20 protein-coding genes and 1 pseudogene are annotated in these 19,611 nt (G+C 56.0%); 12 read left to right on the plus strand and 9 right to left on the minus strand.

Annotated elements, in window-relative coordinates:
* The 8 genes from Q669_RS12570 (at position 1) to Q669_RS12610 (ending at position 7,296) form a co-directional block, all read left to right on the plus strand.
* A complete protein-coding gene (locus Q669_RS12570; RefSeq protein ID WP_022992521.1) occupies positions 1-2,139 on the plus strand; it encodes an adenosylcobalamin-dependent ribonucleoside-diphosphate reductase in 2,139 nt (712 codons plus the stop codon).
* Between the two features lie 30 nt (positions 2,140-2,169).
* Positions 2,170-2,868 (plus strand): NrdJb, encoded by a 699-nt coding sequence (locus tag Q669_RS12575; protein WP_022992522.1) that lies wholly within the window; start codon positions 2,170-2,172, stop codon positions 2,866-2,868.
* A 389-nt stretch (positions 2,869-3,257) separates the two neighbouring features.
* Positions 3,258-3,812, plus strand: coding sequence for a hypothetical protein (locus Q669_RS12585; RefSeq protein WP_022992524.1), 555 nt, complete (start codon positions 3,258-3,260; stop codon positions 3,810-3,812).
* A gap of 52 nt (positions 3,813-3,864) precedes the next feature.
* Entirely contained in the window at positions 3,865-4,767 is a 903-nt protein-coding gene (locus tag Q669_RS12590) for a glycosyltransferase family 2 protein (protein WP_226538108.1), read from the plus strand.
* Positions 4,768-4,812: 45 nt separating this feature from the next.
* The gene (locus tag Q669_RS19350; RefSeq protein WP_022992526.1) at positions 4,813-5,349 is read left to right on the plus strand and encodes a zf-TFIIB domain-containing protein; all 537 of its coding nucleotides are present in this window, start codon (positions 4,813-4,815) and stop codon (positions 5,347-5,349) included.
* A 46-nt stretch (positions 5,350-5,395) separates the two neighbouring features.
* Complete coding sequence (locus Q669_RS12600) at positions 5,396-6,202, plus strand: tetratricopeptide repeat protein (protein ID WP_022992527.1); 807 nt, start codon at positions 5,396-5,398, stop codon at positions 6,200-6,202.
* 131 nt (positions 6,203-6,333) lie between these two features.
* Positions 6,334-6,819 (plus strand): hypothetical protein, encoded by a 486-nt coding sequence (locus tag Q669_RS12605; protein WP_022992528.1) that lies wholly within the window; start codon positions 6,334-6,336, stop codon positions 6,817-6,819.
* A gap of 69 nt (positions 6,820-6,888) precedes the next feature.
* Complete coding sequence (locus Q669_RS12610) at positions 6,889-7,296, plus strand: hypothetical protein (protein WP_022992529.1); 408 nt, start codon at positions 6,889-6,891, stop codon at positions 7,294-7,296.
* Between the two features lie 38 nt (positions 7,297-7,334).
* On the opposite strand, the gene Q669_RS20125 is transcribed toward Q669_RS12610, so the two are convergent.
* On the minus strand, positions 7,335-7,529 hold the full coding sequence (locus tag Q669_RS20125; protein ID WP_081432062.1) for a CCGSCS motif protein: 195 nt from the start codon (positions 7,527-7,529) through the stop codon (positions 7,335-7,337).
* A gap of 219 nt (positions 7,530-7,748) precedes the next feature.
* On the opposite strand from Q669_RS20125, the gene Q669_RS12615 reads away from it, so the two are divergent.
* The 3 genes from Q669_RS12615 to Q669_RS12625 all read left to right on the plus strand — a co-directional run bounded on the left by Q669_RS12615 (position 7,749) and on the right by Q669_RS12625 (position 9,335).
* A complete protein-coding gene (locus tag Q669_RS12615; RefSeq protein WP_022992531.1) occupies positions 7,749-8,438 on the plus strand; it encodes an aspartate/glutamate racemase family protein in 690 nt (229 codons plus the stop codon).
* A 72-nt stretch (positions 8,439-8,510) separates the two neighbouring features.
* A complete protein-coding gene (locus Q669_RS12620) occupies positions 8,511-8,843 on the plus strand; it encodes an SMR family transporter (RefSeq protein WP_022992532.1) in 333 nt (110 codons plus the stop codon).
* Between the two features lie 6 nt (positions 8,844-8,849).
* Complete coding sequence (locus tag Q669_RS12625) at positions 8,850-9,335, plus strand: GNAT family N-acetyltransferase (protein ID WP_022992533.1); 486 nt, start codon at positions 8,850-8,852, stop codon at positions 9,333-9,335.
* 7 nt (positions 9,336-9,342) lie between these two features.
* On the opposite strand, the gene Q669_RS12630 is transcribed toward Q669_RS12625, so the two are convergent.
* Positions 9,343-11,397 carry a dehydrogenase gene (locus Q669_RS12630; protein ID WP_022992534.1) on the minus strand — a complete coding sequence of 685 codons (2,055 nt, stop codon included), beginning with the start codon at positions 11,395-11,397 and terminating at the stop codon, positions 9,343-9,345.
* A 189-nt stretch (positions 11,398-11,586) separates the two neighbouring features.
* Between Q669_RS12630 and Q669_RS12635 the strand changes: the two are divergent.
* A pseudogene (locus tag Q669_RS12635) lies at positions 11,587-11,940 on the plus strand (class I fructose-bisphosphate aldolase); the annotation flags it as partial.
* Here Q669_RS12635 and Q669_RS12640 read toward each other — a convergent pair.
* The 7 genes from Q669_RS12640 to Q669_RS12670 all read right to left on the minus strand — a co-directional run bounded on the left by Q669_RS12640 (position 11,937) and on the right by Q669_RS12670 (position 19,473).
* The gene (locus tag Q669_RS12640) at positions 11,937-12,914 is read right to left on the minus strand and encodes a tRNA dihydrouridine synthase (protein ID WP_022992536.1); all 978 of its coding nucleotides are present in this window, start codon (positions 12,912-12,914) and stop codon (positions 11,937-11,939) included. The pseudogene Q669_RS12635 and the gene Q669_RS12640 overlap by 4 nt on opposite strands.
* Positions 12,915-13,064: 150 nt before the next feature.
* Positions 13,065-15,236 (minus strand): catalase/peroxidase HPI, encoded by a 2,172-nt coding sequence (gene katG, locus Q669_RS12645; RefSeq protein ID WP_022992537.1) that lies wholly within the window; start codon positions 15,234-15,236, stop codon positions 13,065-13,067.
* A 350-nt stretch (positions 15,237-15,586) separates the two neighbouring features.
* Positions 15,587-15,805 carry a DUF2835 domain-containing protein gene (locus Q669_RS12650; RefSeq protein WP_022992538.1) on the minus strand — a complete coding sequence of 73 codons (219 nt, stop codon included), beginning with the start codon at positions 15,803-15,805 and terminating at the stop codon, positions 15,587-15,589.
* A gap of 13 nt (positions 15,806-15,818) precedes the next feature.
* A complete protein-coding gene (gene htpG, locus Q669_RS12655) occupies positions 15,819-17,711 on the minus strand; it encodes a molecular chaperone HtpG (RefSeq protein WP_022992539.1) in 1,893 nt (630 codons plus the stop codon).
* 101 nt (positions 17,712-17,812) lie between these two features.
* A complete protein-coding gene (locus tag Q669_RS12660) occupies positions 17,813-18,247 on the minus strand; it encodes a PaaI family thioesterase (RefSeq protein ID WP_022992540.1) in 435 nt (144 codons plus the stop codon).
* Positions 18,244-18,714, minus strand: a complete 471-nt coding sequence (locus Q669_RS12665) for a PaaI family thioesterase (RefSeq protein WP_011784562.1) — start codon at positions 18,712-18,714, stop codon at positions 18,244-18,246. Before Q669_RS12665 ends, Q669_RS12660 begins: the two co-directional genes overlap by 4 nt.
* Before the next feature lie 18 nt (positions 18,715-18,732).
* The gene (locus Q669_RS12670) at positions 18,733-19,473 is read right to left on the minus strand and encodes a DUF599 domain-containing protein (RefSeq protein ID WP_014421798.1); all 741 of its coding nucleotides are present in this window, start codon (positions 19,471-19,473) and stop codon (positions 18,733-18,735) included.
* Between the last annotated feature and the right edge of the window lie 138 nt (positions 19,474-19,611).

A 19,611-nucleotide genomic window follows, 5' to 3' on the forward strand; every position in this document is an offset into this window, starting at 1 on the left:
ATGAACGCTAAGGCACAGGCAGTGATCACAACGATTCCCATGCAGGAAGCTTCGCTGGATATCTGGAGCAGCAAGTACCAGCTCAAGACCAAGACCGGTGAGCCTGTCGACAAAGACATCAATGCAACCTACGAGCGCGTGGCCAAGGCCCTGGCCGAGGTTGAGAAAAAGAATGTACGCGACAAATACATGAAGGAATTCCTGTGGGCCCTGCAGAACGGCGCCATCCCCGCCGGCCGTATTACCTCCAACGCCGGTGCCGAAGCTCACAAGCCGGCCACCTCCACCATTAACTGCACCGTATCCGGCACCATCCAGGATTCCATGAACGATATCCTGGAGAAAAACCACGAGGCCGGCCTCACCCTCAAGGCCGGCTGTGGTATCGGTTATGAATTCTCAACCCTGCGCCCGCGCGGTGCCTATGTCGCCGGCGCTGGTGCCACCACCTCTGGCCCGCTGTCGTTCATGGATATCTTCGACCGCATGTGCTTCACCGTGTCCTCTGCCGGTGGCCGCCGCGGTGCACAGATGGCCACCTTTGACGTACACCACCCGGACGTGATCGAATTCATCCAGGCCAAGCGTGAAGACGGCCGCCTGCGCCAGTTCAACCTGTCCCTGCTGATCACCGAAGACTTCATCGAAGCCGTGCGCAACGGCGACGACTGGCACCTGTCCTTCCCGGTTACCCAGAAAGAAGCCGACGACGAAGGCCTGGACCTGACCGACGCCAGCCAGTTCGTCTACCGTGACTTCCCGGTACAGGAAGGCTACGTGGTGAACAACGAAGGCAAAGTTGCCTGCCGCATCTACAAAACGGTGAAAGCCCAGTTCATCTGGGACACCATCATGACCAGCACCTACGACTACGCCGAGCCAGGTTTCATCCTGATCGACAAGGTCAACCAGATGAACAACAACTGGTTCTGCGAAGACATCCGCGCCACCAACCCCTGTGGCGAGCAACCCCTGCCCCCGTACGGCAGCTGCCTGCTGGGCTCCGTGAACCTCACCAAATTCGTTGAGTACCCGTTCACCGAGAAAGCCAGCTTCAACTACGAGAAGTACCGCAAAGTGGTTGGCACCTTCACCCGCATGCTGGACAACGTAGTCGAAATCAACGGCCTGCCCCTGGGCGAACAGCGCCACGAGATCACCTACAAGCGCCGCCACGGTATGGGCATTCTGGGCCTGGGCTCCACCCTCGCCATGTTGCGCATGCCTTACGGCTCTGACGAATCCGTGAAGTTCACCGAAGAAGTGGTTCGTGAAATGGCGGTAGAAGGCTGGCGCCAGTCCCTGGCCCTGGCCGAAGAGAAAGGCCCGGCGCCAATCATGGACGACGAGTTTGAAGTAACGCCGAAAATGATGACCAAGTGCCCGAAACTGGCCGAAGACGGCATCAAGGTGGGCGACAAGGTCAAAGGCAAGGTACTGCACGCCAAGTACAGCGCCTACATGGGCCGCATTGCCGAAGTAGAGCCGGAGCTGGTGGCCAAGCTGGCCGAGAAAGGTGGCCGTTTCACCCACCACACCTCCATCGCTCCGACCGGCACCATCAGCCTGTCGCTGGCCAACAACGCCAGTAACGGCATTGAGCCGAGCTTCTCGCACCACTACGCCCGGAACATTATCCGTGAAGGCCGTAAAACCAAAGAGAAGGTAGACGTATTCAGCTTCGAACTGCTGGCCTACCGCCACCTGGTCAACCCGGGCGCAATGCCGTTCTCCGAGGATGAAGACAAGAAGCTGCCAAGCTACTTCACCACCTCCGACGACGTAACGCCCACGCAACACGTCGACATCCAGGCTGCGGCACAGAAATGGGTAGATTCCTCCATTTCCAAAACCGCCAACGTTCCGACAGAATTCCCATACCAGGACTTCAAGGACATCTACCTGTACGCCTACGACAAGGGCCTGAAAGGCTGCACCACCTTCCGCTTTAACCCGGAAGCGTTCCAGGGCGTACTGGTGAAAGAGAAAGACCTTGAGAACACCCTGTACGAATTCACCCTGGACGACGGCAGCAAAGTGACCCTGCGCGGCAACGAACAGGTAGAGTACGATGGCGAAATCCACACCGCCGCCAACCTCTTCGACGCGCTGAAAGAAGGCACTTACGGCAAGTATTAATCCGGGAACCGACAGACAGGAATTACGAACATGACAGTGAAAATCAGCAACAAGATCGTCGGCTACCGGGTAAAGAAAGCCGACACCGAGACCACGGGTGAACACCAGGCGCCGGTGAAAGCCGACACCAAACCGGTGGAGATGAATGAGAACATCGAACGCCCGGATTTCCTCCTGGGCACCACCTACAAGATCAAGCCGCCGGTGGCCGAGCACGCGATGTACATTACCATCAATGACATCCTGCTGAACGAAGACACAGACCACGAGAGCCGGCAGCCGTATGAAGTGTTCATCAACTCCAAATCGATGGAACACTTCCAGTGGGTTATCGCCCTCACCCGCGTTATCTCAGCGGTGTTCCGCAAAGGTGGTGACGTCACCTTCCTGGTGGAAGAGCTGCGCAGCGTGTACGACCCCAACGGCGGCTATTTCAAGAAGGGCGGCGTGTTCATGCCCTCACTGGTAGCCGAAATTGGCGCCGTGATCGAGAAGCACCTGAAGGCCATCGGCCTGCTGGAAAGCGACGAGCTGAGCGAAACCACCAAGCGCATCCTCGCTGAAAAACGCGCCGAGTTTGAGGCCAGCCAGAACAAAGCCACCAACGACGACAGCGCCAGCGAGTACCCCGCCAACGCCACCATGTGCGGCAAGTGCAGCACCAAGGCCGTGATCGTGATGGACGGCTGCGCCACCTGCCTGTCCTGCGGCGACAGCAAATGCGGTTGAGGTGATTGACCGCTGAGTGATGAAAAGGCCTGGTTGCGGAAGCTTCCGGGCCTTGCTGTTTAAAGGCAGCACACACAAGGAATGTTCATAGATCATGGCAAGGAATCAAGGCCGAGGTGGGCCGATTGAATCACGGCTAATCAGCTTATTGGCATCGTTGTTTTTCTCTATCCCAACAGCAGCCCTCATTTGGCTCTGGGTCAATTTGGAGTTAGCCATTTACTGGGATTCCTTTCTCAGTAGTGGTTACCTTGTCGCCTGTATTATTGTCTTTGCTGTGTTGGCCATACTGCTCCCGCAATTGTTTCCATCCATTCTCGGGTCCATTTGGCGGGGTTACTTGTTTGATGCAGTCAGCGCGCGCTTTGATCAGTTTTAATAGGGACGTTATGAAGGAAATTCTTGTTGTTGGTTGTGTCTTGTTTTTGGCGGCTTGTAAATCAAGCAATTCAGATAATGACCAGCCAGATGTTGCCGCCGAAACAATCGCTCCTGAGGTAGGAAGCTGGATCAGGGCCTGCTCCCCAATTGATGACGTGATCACAGCATCAATATTTGGCGACGCCGAATTCTTGCCCGTTTGGTGGGTAGAACGACTCGACATTACAGAGAACGCTATTGCGGTTTCTCGATCCGTTTACGTTGATGAGATGTGCGAGACGCCTCTGTCCTACGAGGACGGACCCGAAATTGTACTTCAGTGTTTCGGCGAAACTCGTGAAAGAGTGCTGGTACAAGGCGTATACGAGGTGCTGAGCTTTCCCTACATAGATGACCGGTACAATCCCCAGGTTCCCGGAAGTTGTGATTTGGCATCAGAGCCGGGTATGAACGTTTATCCGGTGGGTGATGTGCTGTACAGGGCTTACTATACGGACGCGATGAGCAGTGAACCCTCGGAACTGGTGGTCGATTTCAATCAGGTTTTTGAAAGGGTCCAGTGATCTGAATCGACCTTTTTCACCGGAAAGGGAACAATCTTTGGAAAGGAAAACCGTGCCTGCGTCAGCCCCTCTGGTCAGCATTATCACCCCCACCTTCAACCGTGAGCGCACCATCACGCAAGCGGTCGAGTCTGTCCTGGCCCAATCCTATCCCCACTGGGAGCTGATCATCGTTGATGATGGCTCCCGGGATAGCACCCGCGAGAAGCTGGCCAGTTACCTGGACGATGAACGCATCCACTACCATTTTCAGGAGAACCAGGGCCAGAGCATTGCCCGGAACCTGGCGCTTCAATATGCCCGGGGCGAATTTCTGTGTTTTCTGGATTCCGATGACCTGTGGGTGCCTGAAAAGCTGGAGAAGCAAGTGGCGCTTATGGAGGCTCACCCGGAGGTGGATGTCCTTCACAGTGATGAAATCATGATCGATGAACAGGGCCGGGAGTTGTCCCGCAAGAATATGCGCCGGTACTCGGGCCAGATTGCTCGCCAGATGTTGGTGGACAACAGCGTGAGCATCAACACGGTAATGGCGCGGCGGGAATGTTTCGATGCCATGGGCGGGTTTTCCGGCCGCTACGGCGTTGCCGACGACTACGACATCTGGCTGCGTTTTTCAGCCCGTTTCACCTTCCTGTATGTGCCCGAGTATTGGGGCTATTACCGGGTGATGGCAGACCAGATTTCCAGCGACAAGAAACGCCGATTTGCCGCCAACGAAGCGATCATTCGTGATTTTATCGAGGAATACGGAAGTACACTCCAACCCGGTGACATCCGCTGGGGCCTGGCCCGCTTCTACTGCCGGAAAGCCCGTCATTTTGCATCAGCAGGAGACTCCGCGACTGCCTGGGGCGCGGTTGCTCAGGCGTTGCGGTATGCTCCCCTGGATTCAGTGGTATGGCGCGCCGTTTATCGGGTGATCTTTCCCCGCAGCGGGAGCTTACAAGATTAACATTGGTAGCCTGTCAGACTGGTTTTCATCAAGAAAGGAATGGCCATGAAATGCCCGAAATGCAGAAACACGGACCTGAAACCCACCAAGATTGAGGATGGCCTCCCGGTTATGGGTTGCCCGGACTGTGAGGGTGCCTCGCTGTCATTGCTCTACTATCGAGACTGGGCAGAACGAAATCCGCCCGTCGAGCAGAGCGAAGCCGTAGACGCAGATGTAACGGTCGAAAAGGATGCCAAAACCGCCCTCTCCTGCCCCAAGTGCAGCAAACTGATGACCAAGTACTCGGTATCCAGCGAGCACAAGAACCGTATTGATCTCTGCGGATTCTGTGATGAGGCCTGGCTCGATGGCAGCGAATGGACGTTACTCAAGTCCCTGGAACTGGCACACAAACTTCCCAAGGTTTTCACCGACCAATGGCAGCGGAAGGTTCGGGATGAAAAGATGGAGAGCAAGAAAGTCGAGCGCCTGAAAAAACTGGTTGGAGAAACCGATACCACCAAGGCCGTTAAAATCAAGGATTGGCTGAAGAATCACAACAGAAAGGCCGCTATCGTTCAGTTTATTGCCTCGGAGTGAGCGCCCTTTCCCGGGGTGCAGGCTAATTAACCAGGAGTTGTTTCTCATGAAGGGAATCAAAAGCGCCTGCGCGCTAATCGTCCTCACCTTATTCTCCGCTCTGACTCAAGCTGCCACCGCCGTCGAAATGGCCAGGCAGGCGTATTTCTTGATTGAGCGTGACCCTCTCGATCTTGATCAACGCAATGAAGCGAGTTACCTGGTTCAGCGAGCCAACTCGTTGGACGGCGACGAACCATGGGTAGCGGTTGCCCAATCACGCCTGACTCTGGTGAGCGGCTACAAGGTTGGGCAGCGACACGATCGTCGCGCCTATGAGGAGACCGCCGTCAGCACGGCAAGGCAACAGGCTGAACGCGCGGTTCGTAATGGGCCGAACCTCGCCATGGCACACGTTCAGTTGGCTATGGTGCTCATTATTCAAGGCGAACTGCGTACGGCCTGGGATCATTTGAATACCGCAGACTCACTGGATGAACAGAGCTTCTACCCCTGGTACCTGCGGACGGTTATCGCGATACACCACAAAGACGAAAAATTCGCCGCAGAGGGTTTCAAAGAAATCGAGAGCAGAGCATCCCAGAAGTATCAGAAACGGCTTTTGCTTCAGGAGCGCATGCGGTTGGCCAAGGCTACTAAAAACCTTGTGGAGCGAGATAGGCTGTATCGGGAAATGATCGATCTGGACCCGGACTATGCCTACGCCTGGGGCAATTACGGTTCATTTCTATTGGGCCAGAAGCGTTACCGGGAAGCCGTTCATAACCTGGAGCGAGCCGTAGAGTTGAAACCCTACGGGCTCGCGGTGAGCCAGTTAGCGGAGGCACGCAGGAAGCTGAATCAGGCGTTCTGATTCGTGGCCAGTATGCTTGCAAACGATGCGTGCTAATGTGCAGGCCTTCCAATCGGCTGGCGTAACTTGCGAAGGAAGTTAAAACAGAATAGCTTGAACACCTCTGGTTAAACCTTGAATGGAGCTCAATCATGCAAAGGATCACATCACTCAAATTCGGTTTGCTTGGCCTTACAACCCTGTCTTTGCTTCCCGGCATGACCCAGGCCGGCGGCCCGTCTCCCGAACACTTCCTCAATGACAGCGCGATGGTCCTGGAGATTCGCTATTGCGAATGCCAGGCCACAGAGCCGGGCAACGCTCCGACCGAATTACGCCCGGCGTTTCTGGAACAATCGCGCCTTCTGAAAGTTGACGTAGACCCTGAAGGAACGGGATTTGTATCTTCACCGGAAATAACATTGGGCTTTGAGCTCAAGGCGCGGCCAGAATCCCCCAGCGACTTCACCTTCAAGTTCGCCGGCCATTACGATCCCGTAAGCCAGAACGTTACCAGTACCGGAGAGGTATTGCTAACGAAGGATCAGTGGCTGAATCTGTTCAGTTCCAGGCATGAGAGAGAAAACAACACGGAATACCGGGATGTTGCGGTAAGACTTGTTTCCGGAGACTTGTAAGCCAGTTAGTAGTGTTACACTTGCAACCCGCCATTAAAACCAACTTTAAACGGGTTCCACGAGACACTCATGGTTAAATCGATCGCTTTGGCAGGGCTTCTTGTCCTGCTCCTGGGGCTGATTATCTTTCAGTACATCATAACCTCGGTGCCCAGCCTGGAACCGCCCATCACGGTAAGTGACGCCCGGCGCGTAGATGACAACAACTCCTTGCTGGTGTCGCTCACCGGAAGCGAAGGCCGGCGTTTCACCCTGGGGCTGCGTGGAGATATAGAAGAGAAACCGGAGGAAGCCGCGCTGTTTTTCATCAGCCGCCCGACCCTGGTGCCCTATGTGTACTGGCCAGGGTTCCGCAGTAATGACGAAAAACGGGTTCTGAATTTGCTGACGTCTTGGGAAAAAAACCGAAAGGCGCCTTCTGAAGATTCAGAACACGCGGCGTATCAGATTTATTCAGTGTTAAAGGGTCGAAACTAACCCCGGGCTTCAGCCCGGGGTTAACTTCAAGCTCCGGTTTACGAACAGGACCCGCAGCAGGTACCGCCCTCGCCGTGCCCACCCTTTTTTGGCTCGTCGTTCTGCGTCTCCGCAATACCACTTGCCTCGACGTGTTCAACGCCATTGCTTTCAGTTTCTGCGTCTTCTTTCTTGAAAATATTCACGAATGACAGGGCCATCTGGATACCTCGGTTTGCTACTGGATTTAACATTCATTTTTAATGTATGTTATTGGGTGGACATCTATTTGGTCAAGCGATTTACACCTCAGGTAACGTCAAATTTGATTCCGGTGCCGGAGCCTCTATACAGCGTTATGCGTAAAACAATACCATCGGGGTTTCCCCAAGACTCAGGGAACTCGACGGAAGCCGCACGGATTCCAGGCAGGCTTGCCTGGTTCAATTATTTCAAAGGAAGAAGCCACTACTATGAAAACCATAGGTCTCATCGGTGGAATGAGCTGGGAATCCACCCAAACCTACTATCAGTTGATCAACCAGAGAGTGCGAGACGAGCTGGGCGGGCTGCACTCAGCGCGACTGGTTCTCTACAGTGTGGATTTTGCCGAGATCGAAGCCCTGCAACATCAGGGGGACTGGGCGGCGACCGGGGAAATTCTTGGTGCGGTCGGAAAGGCGTTGGCCGCGGCAGGGGCCGATTTCATTGTGTTGTGCACGAACACCATGCACAAAGTGGCAGATAGTATTGAGAAGGCTTCTGGCCTGCCGATGCTTCACATCGCCGATGCGACAGCTGATGCGCTTCATCGCGATGGGATCCATTGTGTCGGCCTTCTCGGCACAAAATTCACCATGGAACAGGCGTTCTACAAGGAGCGTCTGGAGAACCGTGGCATCCGGGTTTTAGTGCCGGGTGACGCGCAGAGGGAATTCGTGCATACCGTGATTTATGACGAGCTATGCCGTGGTATTATCCGCCAACCTTCAAAACAGGGCTATCTGCAGGTGCTGGACTCACTGGCCGCACGAGGAGCGCAAGGCGTAATACTGGGTTGTACCGAAATTGGCTTATTGGTGCAGCAGGCTGATACTGCCATTTCGCTTTACGACACCACCCGCATCCACGCGGAGCAAGCCGTTGCGCACGCCTTAGCGTGACCAGCACAGCCGTTTCAGCCACCACAGTTTATTTAGCTCCTCATTCACTTGGTGATGGTTTTAACACGTTCTATGAAAAGCTGGCTGCTTCTTGGTCTGGCCATTGTGGCCGAAGTGATTGCTACCTCGGCACTGAAATCCAGCGAAGGATTTACCCGGTTGTTGCCGAGCGTTGTAGTGGTAATCGGTTACAGTGTGGCCTTCTATTTTCTGGCACTGGCTATCAAGGTGATCCCTGTGGGGATAGCCTATGCCGTCTGGGCCGGGCTGGGCATTGTATTAATTTCGCTCATTGGTTGGTTACTGCTCGGTCAAAAGCTGGATTTTCCTGCGGTTGTCGGTATGCTGCTGATTGTAGCCGGCGTATTGGTTATCAACCTGCTTTCCAACACAGGTGCACACTGAACCGACATGAGTACCGTAACTTCGATCACTATTCGTAAATACCGGATTCAGGATCTGAGCCCGGTGGTTCGCCTGTTCACCGATTCCGTGCACGAGCTCACGGCCGGTGCCTACGACGAAACCCAGCGTTATGCCTGGGCTTCACGCACGCCACATCTGGATACCTGGCGCGAACGGCTGGAGTCTCTGGAAACCCTGGTGGCAGAGGAAGGCTCGGATCTCGCCGGTTTCATTTCCTATGAAAAAGACGGCCACATCGACCTCGTGTTTACTGCCCCGAATTATGCTCGTCGCGGCATTGCTTCTGCCCTTTATCACGAGGCAGAGCAGCAGCTCAAAGAGCTGGGCGTAACAGAACTCAAGACCGAGGCCAGCGTGGTCGCTCGGCCCTTCTTCGAGCGCCACGGTTTTGAGGTGGTGGATGAACAGCGTGTCACGGTCCGTGGCGCCCAGTTCCTGCGTTATCTGATGCGCAAAAAACTCGACACCTAACCTTGACTCAAGCGGGCTCTTCGGCCTCTTCGGCCAGAGTCCGCACCCGCTCAAAGTCCTCCTCGGTAAACACACCATTCACGCCCGATATGGCGGCCAGCTCCATGCCGTGCTTGAGCCCGAGCTTGTAGATCTCCCGCACCTTCTCCCATTCAATATTTCGGCCGAGAGTGAAGTTCTCGAATCTAGCTTCCAGCGCCAGCACAATCGTCTCCGCCAGACAGGCGTAGGCGATGCCCCGGGGCAAGCCGATGTCCTTCATGCGCACGTCTCCCGGTAGCTGGATTTCCCCGGATTCGATTACCAGCACATCCGGCCGCTTCGCCACATCTTCCGCCGGGATATCCAATGGCCGGGCCACATCGGTGATCACACAGCCGGGTTTCACCTGCATGATGTCCAGGATGCGTTTACCGGCCCCGGACGTAGCGGTAACCACCATATCCATTTCGGAAAGATCCCGATCCGTGGTCGCGGACACGTGAACGATGGCCCCCGGTGTTTCCAGTTCGATGCTTTCTTTCAGTGCAAGTAACTTCGCCGCCTCCGGAGCAACCATGTAGATTTCATCCACGGCTTTTGCCAGCAGGCGCGCGCACACAGAACCAATGGCGCCTGTGGCCCCGACCACCATCGCCTTACCAGCCATTTTGCCGCTCTTACCAATACTCACGCGGCCGACTTTTTTGGCGGCATCGTGGGCGGCCCAGAGCGCGCCGGAGGCACTGTAGCTGTTACCCGTGGTGATTGGTAACGGTGCTCGTTTGGCCACGGTGATGCCGGCGTCACCCACCACTTTGGTGAAGGCACCCAGGCCCATAATCTGGGCCCCGAGTTTCTTGGCCAGCTTTGCCGCCGCCAACAACCGGCTGTAGGTAAACTCCGGGCCGTGGGCCATGATTTCCCTGGGTGTGCCACCTACGGTGATCAACCAACCCTCGGCTTCGTCTCCGGTGGGGGATTTGATGCCGCTTACCTTGGAGTAAATGAAAGGCGGTGTATAAGCCACAGCCTTTTCCACCAGGTTCATCACGGTGGGTGGCGAAACATTGGCAATCCAGTCCAGCGGTGGGGTTTTGGTCAGGTACTGCTGAGACAACGGATGAATCACGAAGGCGAAACGGTTTACCCGCCGGTAACCGTTTGGGTACAGAATCCGCGGCTCAATTCCCAGGGTCTGAATAACGTCCAGGAAGTCGTCTGCGCCCAGCTGCTCCGGCGTGCGGGACAATGCCGCGCTTATCATTGCCTCCATCACATTCACGCCCACGGGTCGACCTTCCAACCAGGGGCTGTAGTCCACCACCATGGCCACTTTGCGGGAGCGAAACCAGTCCAGGGCGGATTCGGTGACCCGGGAAGTGATCACGGTTTTACCGTCCAGCTCTTTCTCCGAGAAGGCTTCCAGATCTCCCATGGCACCCACAATCACATGAGAATCCTTCACCGATTCATGCAGAGAACCGCGAATCAGCTTTTCGCCCATGCGGTAAATCGGCGTTTTGTGCAGTGCTTCAATGAGCTTGACCGCTGCGGGGCGGAAGGTCACCGGAGCTGTCAGCGAGGTATAGGTTTCCAGCTGGCGCAGGGAAGTAAGTAATCTCGGTACGCCGAAATCCAGATAGGGATCGGCAAAAAACAGGTTGTCGGTGTGTTCAGACAACGCCTTGGCAATTCGGTAGCCGGCCTGGCCATTCAGAAACAGTACCCGGGCGTTGTCAAAAAAGTGCCCCAGCTCAGTCTGCGTATGGCGTACCGCCCATTCCTGCAAGATACCCCGGAGGCCTGCACCGGTCGTCACCGGTTTGTCCGGAATACAGGCCTCAAGGCGAGCCGTATCGGGATGTTCCAGCTGTTCACGGCCCACCTGGTAGTGATCGTGAATCATGCTCAGGCCAATGGCATCGGCCTCCCCGCGAACCGAATCCAGCACGGCTTCGGCACGTTCCAGGTTGCCATCCGTGCCCACCCGAATGATCCGGAATGGCTGCTCCAGAAACGTGGTTTCCAGTTCGTAATCGTATTCCGAAGATCCCTGGCTGACACTAACGACCGTTTTCATGGCGGGCATCCTTGTTGTTTTGTTATGCAATCAGTTTAGAAGATGGAACGCTCCGCCGCTTTAGCTCAGATCAAATAGCAGGCACAAAATAACCGGCTAAACTCATGCTGTGTCGAATTCTCAACCCCCAGTCCGATTCAGGGAGGCTCCATGACCATTCAGGAAGAACTTAACGCCACCATTGCCGATCTGGTGCAACCGGGCAAGGAATCCGGCAAAGCCACGCCTGAACAGGTTGCCGAAGCAACACTGAGCGTCTTCCGGCGAGTGGTGCCAGCGGCCGTCCCCGGGATATTTTTTCTCTCCGGAGGCCAGACACCTGAAGAATCCACCGAGAACCTCAATGCTCTGAACAGCATGGGCTACCATCCCTGGGAGCTGAGTTTCTCCTATGGCCGGGCTCTCCAGGAACCTGCCCAGAAAGCCTGGGCCGGAAAGCTGGAGAATGCCGGGTCGGCACAGGCGGCCATGAAAAAACGGGCCAGACTCAATGGCCTGGCCCGTTCCGGTGATTATCTAGGCTCAATGGAAGCTGATAATTAGGCCGCGTTGGTGTGGCGCTGCGGCAGGTCTAATGGCTGATCCAGGCAGGCCAGCATGGGCTCAACTTCCCGGATTTTACGAGCCTGGGGCCAAAGGGCCTCGGCTTCGGCAAAGCCCTGGCGCAGGTAGTTGAGCCATTGCTTGATGCGGCCGGTCACATATTTGTCTTCCAGGCGGGTTTGCAGGGCGGCCGCGTATTCCCGCACCAGCACGACAGCCTCTGCCCAGCTCATGGGCTCCCGTGTTTCACCGTTCTGGGCAGCTTTGATCTGCGCCGCCAGGTCCGGCCGGGCGATCAGGCCCCGGCCGATCATCACATCGTCACAGCCGGAGACTTTCCGGCAGCGCCAGTAATCGTCTACGGTCCAGATTTCGCCATTGGCGATGACGTGGCTTTTGACCGCTTCGCGTACCCTGGCGATTTCTTCCCAGTAGGCCGGCGGTTTGTAACCGTCTACTTTGCTGCGGGCGTGAATCACGATTTCCGAGGCCCCTGCTGCTTCCAATGCCTGACCACAGGCCACACCCATGGAGCGGTCGTCATAGCCCAGTCGCATCTTGGCGGTGAGCGGAACATCCGCAGGCACGGCTTTTCGAACGGCCGCGGTGATTTCATACATCAGCTCCGGCTCGCGCATCAGTACACAGCCGCCCTTGTGTTTGTTCACCGTCTTGGCCGGGCAGCCGAAGTTGATGTCCACCTGCCCTGCTCCGAGCTCCGCAGCCTTGGCACCGTGACGGCCCATCATTTCAGCGTTGGAGCCCAGCAGTTGAACGGCCACTGGCGTGCCCACTTCAGTCAACGCGTTGTTGTAAAGTTCCGGGGCGTACTTGTAGAAAATCCGGGGCGGCAACATGCCGTGGGTCACGCGAATAAATTCCGTCACGCACCGGTCAATCCCGCCGACTTTGGTCAGGGTTTCACGGATGGGTGCGTCGACCAGCCCTTCCATCGGGGCAAGGATGATTCGCATGAAGGCTCCAGAAACTGAGAGAAGTGAATCAGAGTGCGACTGATCAAAAATCAGGCGGAGCGGATTGTAAGGAATTCGGGGGAAAATAGGTAGCCGGGCATCCCGAAACAGGATGCCCGGCTGGGGGCTTCTCAGAACGTTACCGGCAGATTATGCCTGTACGTCAAAGCGGTCGTTGTTCATGACCTTGGTCCAGGCAGCGATAAAGTCCTTCACGAACTTCTCGCCGTTGTCGTCCTGGGCGTACACCTCTGCGTAGGAACGCAAGATGGAGTTGGAGCCGAACACCAGGTCTACCCGGCTAGCGGTCCACTTGGTCTGGCCAGTCTTGCGATCCCGGATCTCGTAAGTACCGTTACCCACCGGCTTCCAGCTGTAAGCCATGTCGGTCAGGTTCACGAAGAAGTCGTTCGTAAGCTGGCCCTCTCGGTCTGTGAACACACCATGCTTGGTACCGCCATGGTTGGTGCCCAGCACCCGCATACCGCCGATCAGTACCGTCATCTCCGGTGCAGTCAGACCCATCAGCTGGGCGCGATCGAGCAGCAGCTCTTCCGGCTTCACGATGTAGTCTTTCTTCTGCCAGTTACGGAAGCCATCGGCTACCGGTTCCAGGTATTCGAAAGACGCTGCATCAGTCATCTCGTCGGTTGCGTCACCACGCCCCTTCAGGAAGGGTACGCGAACATCGTAACCGGCAGCTTTCGCTGCTTTTTCGATACCCACGCTACCCGCCAGTACGATCACATCGGCCACGCTGGCACCGGTTTCGGCAGAGATCTGCTCGTACACCTTGAGCACCTTGCTCAGACGGGCCGGCTCGTTGCCTTCCCAGTCTTTCTGCGGAGCCAGGCGGATACGGGCACCGTTGGCACCGCCGCGCATATCAGAGCCACGGAAGGTACGGGCGCTATCCCAGGCAGTGCTGACCATCTCGCTGATGCTCAGGCCGCTGTCTGCAATCTTCTCTTTGACCACTTCTTCGCAGTAGTCGGTGCTGCCTGCCGGTACCGGATCCTGCCAGATCAGGTCTTCTGCTGGGGCTTCCGGGCCGATGTAACGGCTCTTCGGGCCCAGGTCACGGTGAGTCAGCTTGAACCATGCACGGGCGAAGCAATCCTTGAAGTATTCCGGATCTGCCATGAACTTCTCACAGATGGCGCGGTACTTCGGATCCATCTTCATGGCCATATCCGCATCGGTCATGATCGGATTGTGGCGCTTGGACGGGTCGCTGGCATCCTGCGGCTTGTCCTCTTCCTTTATATTGACCGGTTCCCACTGCCAGGCGCCGGCCGGGCTCTTCTTGAGCTCCCACTCGTAGCCGAACAGAAGGTCAAAGTAACCCATATCGAACTTGGTCGGATGAGTGGTCCAGGCACCTTCAATACCGGAAGTCACGGCATTGGCGGCCTTACCCTTCATGTTCGGGTTGCTCCAGCCTAAACCCTGCTCTTCTACATCAGCCGCTTCCGGCTCAGGGCCGAGGGCACCTGCGTCACCGTTACCGTGACACTTACCAACGGTGTGGCCACCGGCTGTCAGGGCTGCGGTTTCTTCATCGTCCATCGCCATACGGGCAAAGGTTACGCGAATCTGTTCACCGGTCTTGATCGGATCCGGCTGGCCGTTTACACCTTCCGGGTTTACGTAGATCAGACCCATCTGAACCGCGGCAAGCGGGTTTTCCATGGTGTCTGGCTTTTCTACGTCGTCGTAACGCTCGTCAGACGGAGCCAGCCACTCTTTCTCGTTGCCCCAGTAGATGTCTTTTTCCGGGTGCCAGATGTCCTCACGGCCGAAGGAGAAGCCGTAAGACGGCAGACCCATAGACTCATAAGCCACCGTACCGGCCAGGATAATCAGGTCAGCCCAGCTCAGTTTGTTACCGTACTTTTTCTTGATCGGCCACAGCAGGCGGCGGGCTTTGTCCAGGCTGACGTTATCGGGCCAGGAATTCAGCGGTGCGAAGCGCTGGTTACCGGTGCCACCGCCGCCACGGCCATCCTGGATACGGTAGGTGCCCGCTGCGTGCCAGGACATACGAATCATCAAGCCGCCGTAGTGGCCCCAGTCTGCCGGCCACCAGTCCTGGCTGTCTGTCATCAGGGCGTGCAGGTCTTTTTTGACGGCTTCGAAGTCGAGCTTTTTGACTTCTTCGCGATAGTCAAAGTCTTCGCCCAGGGGATTGGTCTTGCGATCGTGCTGGTGAAGGATGTCGAGGTTCAGCGCCTCCGGCCACCAGTTCATGACATCGCGATTTTCAGTTGAATTAGCACCGTGCATAACCGGGCACTTACCACCAGAATTCGTCTCACTCATCGTACTCTCCTGCTTCTGCGTCATTGGCAAAAAGGCGTTTATCATTCAAGAGCAACTATCAATATAGATCATTCACAGTTGGCTGCTTGAATGTTTCCTACCGCCAGAATAGTGAAGGACTATCGACTCTCCCGCTTCACTGGCAAATCTGTAACTCACTGGGCAATCGCATAATTCCCGCAGTAATCGGCCAGAATTCCCAGAGAGTCACTCCATGCTACCGATGTGAGATAGGACAACGCTGACATAGGGCAACTCCTGTGTTAACGAGAACACCGTTACCTTACCGCCGACGCCATCAAGAGGAACAATTAATTAAAAATAAATTTACGAGAGCTTTTATTTATCGACTAAAGGCGCTCGATAGAAGTGAACTTCCCGGCATCGTCAAACAGGATGCGAAAGCTGCCGCGTACGCCGTCATTGAGGAAAAAACGGGAGAGGATACGGGCCGGGAAGCGGACAAAACGTCCGTCCCGGGCCGTGGTGTGAACATCGGTGGCCACGCCCTGATAGAGCTTGATCCACTCATCAGGGCTGATGCTGATGTCCACAATGATCTGCTGCATTGGCGCGTCTGTCTCAGTTGGCCAGTTCGAGCAACAGTCGGTTCAGGCGGCTCACATAGGCGCCCGGGTCTTTCAGCTGCTCACCACTGGCCAGGGTGGCCTGGTCGAACAGCACGGCAGACAGTTCCTTGAAGCGCTCTTCACCCTGCTCGGTTTCCAGCCGCTGTACCAGCGGATGGTCCACATTGATTTCGAAGATCGGCTTGCTCTCCGGCACCTTCTGGCCGGCGGCTTCCATGATCTTCTTCATCTGGGCACCCATATCGAACTGGCCCACCACCAGGCACGCCGGCGAATCGGTCAGGCGGTTGGTTACCCGCACTTCCTGTACCTGGTCTTCCAGGGCGGCCTTGATTCGCTCCAGCAGATCCTTGTGTTCCTTGGCGGCTTCTTCCTGGTGCTTCTTGTCTTCCTCGGTTTCTACCTCGCCCAGGTCCAGGTCACCACGTGCGACATCCTGGAACTGCTTGCCGTCGTATTCGTTCAGGTAACCCATCATCCACTCATCGATACGATCAGACAGGATGAGCACCTCGATGCCCTTCTTGCGGAATACTTCCAGGTGCGGGCTGCTCTTGGCGGCGGCAAAGTTGTCGCCGGTGATGTAGTAGATCTTGCTCTGACCGTCCTTCATCCGGCTGATGTAATCATCCAGGGACACATTCTGGGTGGCTTCACCGGTATGGGTGGACGCGAAGCGCAGCAGGCCGGCGATTTTCTCGCGGTTGCTGAAGTCTTCTGCCGGGCCTTCTTTCAGAACGGTACCAAACTCGTCCCAGAAGCCCTGGTATTCGTCGCCGCCTTTCTTGGCCAGCTTGGACAGCATATCCAGTACCCGCTTGGTCAGCGCTGTACGGATGCTTTCTACAGTACTGTCATTCTGCAGAATCTCCCGTGACACGTTCAGGGACAGATCGTTGGAATCGATCACACCCTTGGTGAAGCGCAGGTACAGCGGCAGGAACTGCTCGGCGTCGTCCATGATGAACACACGCTGCACGTACAGCTTCAGACCACGGGGCGCTTCCCGGTTATACAGGTCGAACGGCGCGCGCTTCGGGATGTACAGCAGGCTGGTGTAGTCCAGCTTGCCTTCCACCTTGTTGTGGGACCAGGTCAGCGGGTCTTCGAAGTCGTGGGCGATGTGTTTGTAGAATTCCTTGTACTCTTCGTCTTTGATCTCGGTACGAGGCAATGTCCACAGGGCGGTGGCATCGTTTACCGTCTCTTCTTCGCCCTTCTTGTCCTCTTCTTCCGATTCGGCCTTCATTACCACCGGGAACGAGATGTGGTCAGAGTACTTCTTCACCAGGCTGCGCAGCTTCCAGCCATCGGCAAACTCTTTATCCTCGGGTTTCAGGTGCAGCACGATTTCGGTACCACGCTGTTCACGGCTCACCGGCTCGATGGTGAACTCGCCATCACCCTTGGATTCCCAATGCACGCCGTTGTCGGCAGGCTCGCCCGCCTTGCGGGTGAACACTTCCACTTTGTCCGCCACGATGAACGCGGAGTAGAAACCAACACCGAACTGTCCGATCAGCTTGCTGTCTTTTTTCTCGTCACCAGACAGCTGCTTGAGGAACTCGGCGGTGCCGGACTTGGCGATGGTGCCCAGGTTGGCAATCACATCGTCGCGGTTCATCCCGATGCCGTTGTCGGCGATGGTGATGGTGCCGGCATCTTTATCGTAATCCAGGCGAATCTTGAGGTCGGAATCGCCTTCGAACAACTTGTCGTCTTTGAGGGCGGCGAAGCGGAGTTTGTCTTCGGCGTCTGAGGCGTTAGAGATAAGCTCACGAAGGAAGATCTCTTTGTTCGAGTACAGAGAGTGGATCATCAGGTGAAGCAGTTGCTTCACTTCAGTCTGGAATCCCAGGGTCTCTTTGTTGGCTTCTACCGTCATGGCTGGTTTGGTCTCCTGCTGTGTCACAAATAAAGAAACAGTTCGATGAGCAAGAGAGTGGGGGTTGGCCGGAGTATTTCAACCCCGGCGAGCACGCAAAATCAGTCTTCGAGCAGGAAGTGAGCGCGGGCGGTGGCGATGGGCTGGGAGCGGGACTTCTGCCAGGCGGAGATCATCACGTTGGCCACGCGGTTACCCTGGCGGGTAAGCCGGCATTCGGCGTAGGTATCCCGGTTCAGGCCGGCCCGGAGGTAGTCGAGGGAGAAATCGACAATTCGAGGCATGCGGAAGGTGTCCTGGGACATAATCAGGTAGATCGCCGCGGACATTTCCATGAAACCACCAATCACACCGCCATGAATGGCCGGCAGGATCGGATTGCCCAGGTTCTCTTCCTTTGCGGGCAGGCGGAAGATCAGGTCATCACCAAATCGGTCGCACTGCAGGCCAATCCAGCTGGCGTACGGGATACTCTCCATCATGCGCGAGAAGTCGCCGGTTTCCTGGGTGTAGCGCAGAATTTCCGGGTCGGTCATTCCTCACCTCCGGTGATCAGGTCGCGATAGGATTTCGGCGTGGCTTCTTTGCCAATGCGCATGAAGGTGCCCACGCAATTGGCGATGGTTTCACCCCCCTCCTGATAGGCCTCGCAGCGCGTAAAGATGATGTTACGGGTGATCTTGTAGGTCTCTGCCCTCGCGTACACCGGCTTCCGGGGCTCCGCCGGGCGCATGTAATCCACTCTGAGATCCAGGGTCGGACACAGCTCAAATTCATCCAGACCACAGATCATTACCGAACCGGAGGCGGTGTCCATCAGGGTCGTGATAGCGCCACCATGGATAACTCCAGTGTCCGGGTTGCCAATAATCCTGTCGCTGTAAGGCAGCTCCATAACCAGATAGCCTTCACCCGCCTCCGTTGCGTTCAGACCCAGTTCCCTTGCCTGGTTGAGCGTACTGATAAACCGGTTAACCCGGTTTATTCGGGTTTCATCATTCATTCAGGACTGTCCTGCAGATCAGTTCTTGGATTTTACGTCCGCATCGGCACGGGCGGGTATGGCTTCTTCGAAGACCTTGCCGTCGCGCAGGGCGGATAATGCATCTGAGTGGAATTCCCGGCGGTAGAGTACGTACACCACCAGGGTTGAGGCAGCCATAAAGGCCACCGGATGAATGAACCAGGCCACCACAGCCAGGGCATAGTAGTAAGAACGCAAGCCAAGGTTAAACGCGTCGCCGGCCAGGTTACAGATGTTGCCGGCGCTGCGGGCAAAGGCCTCTCTCGCTGCCGGACTGGTTTTGCTGTCGTCTGGTAGCGGCGCGCTGCCAATCATGACGGCCACGAAATTGTACATTCTCATGGACCAGGTGAACTTGAAAAACGCGTAAATAAAGACCACCAGCAACACCACCAATCGCAATTCCCAGATTTCACGACTGGGCACAGCGGAAAATGGCATGGTGGCAAAAATTTCCATAGCCTCGCTGGTGTAGCCGAGGGCGGTGATAATACCGGCGAGAATCAGCAGACAGCTGGACGCAAAAAACGCTCCGTTGCGTTCCAGGTTACCGACAACCGAGGCGTCTGAAATACGGTTTTCACGCTTGAGCATGACCCGCATCCAGTCTTCCCGGTATAGATCGAGGGTGTTCGACAGACACGAGCGAGAGTTGGCGCGATTGCGCGAATACCAAGTGTACCCTCCCCAGCAGACAAAAAACCAGATCAGTGCCAGAAATTCCAGATAGTAGCTCATTGGGTGGTTAAAAAGCCTGGATTGGGGAGATAAATAGGGCGAAAACTTCCGTTATGATACGCCAAGGGGAGCGCGCCGACCACTGTCTGTCGGGCGGTGCCGACGTCGGAAACCGGTCTGTGCTATAAACTTACCCCA

Source organism: Marinobacter sp. C1S70 (assembly GCF_000475355.1).
GTDB classification, from domain to species: domain Bacteria; phylum Pseudomonadota; class Gammaproteobacteria; order Pseudomonadales; family Oleiphilaceae; genus Marinobacter; species Marinobacter nauticus.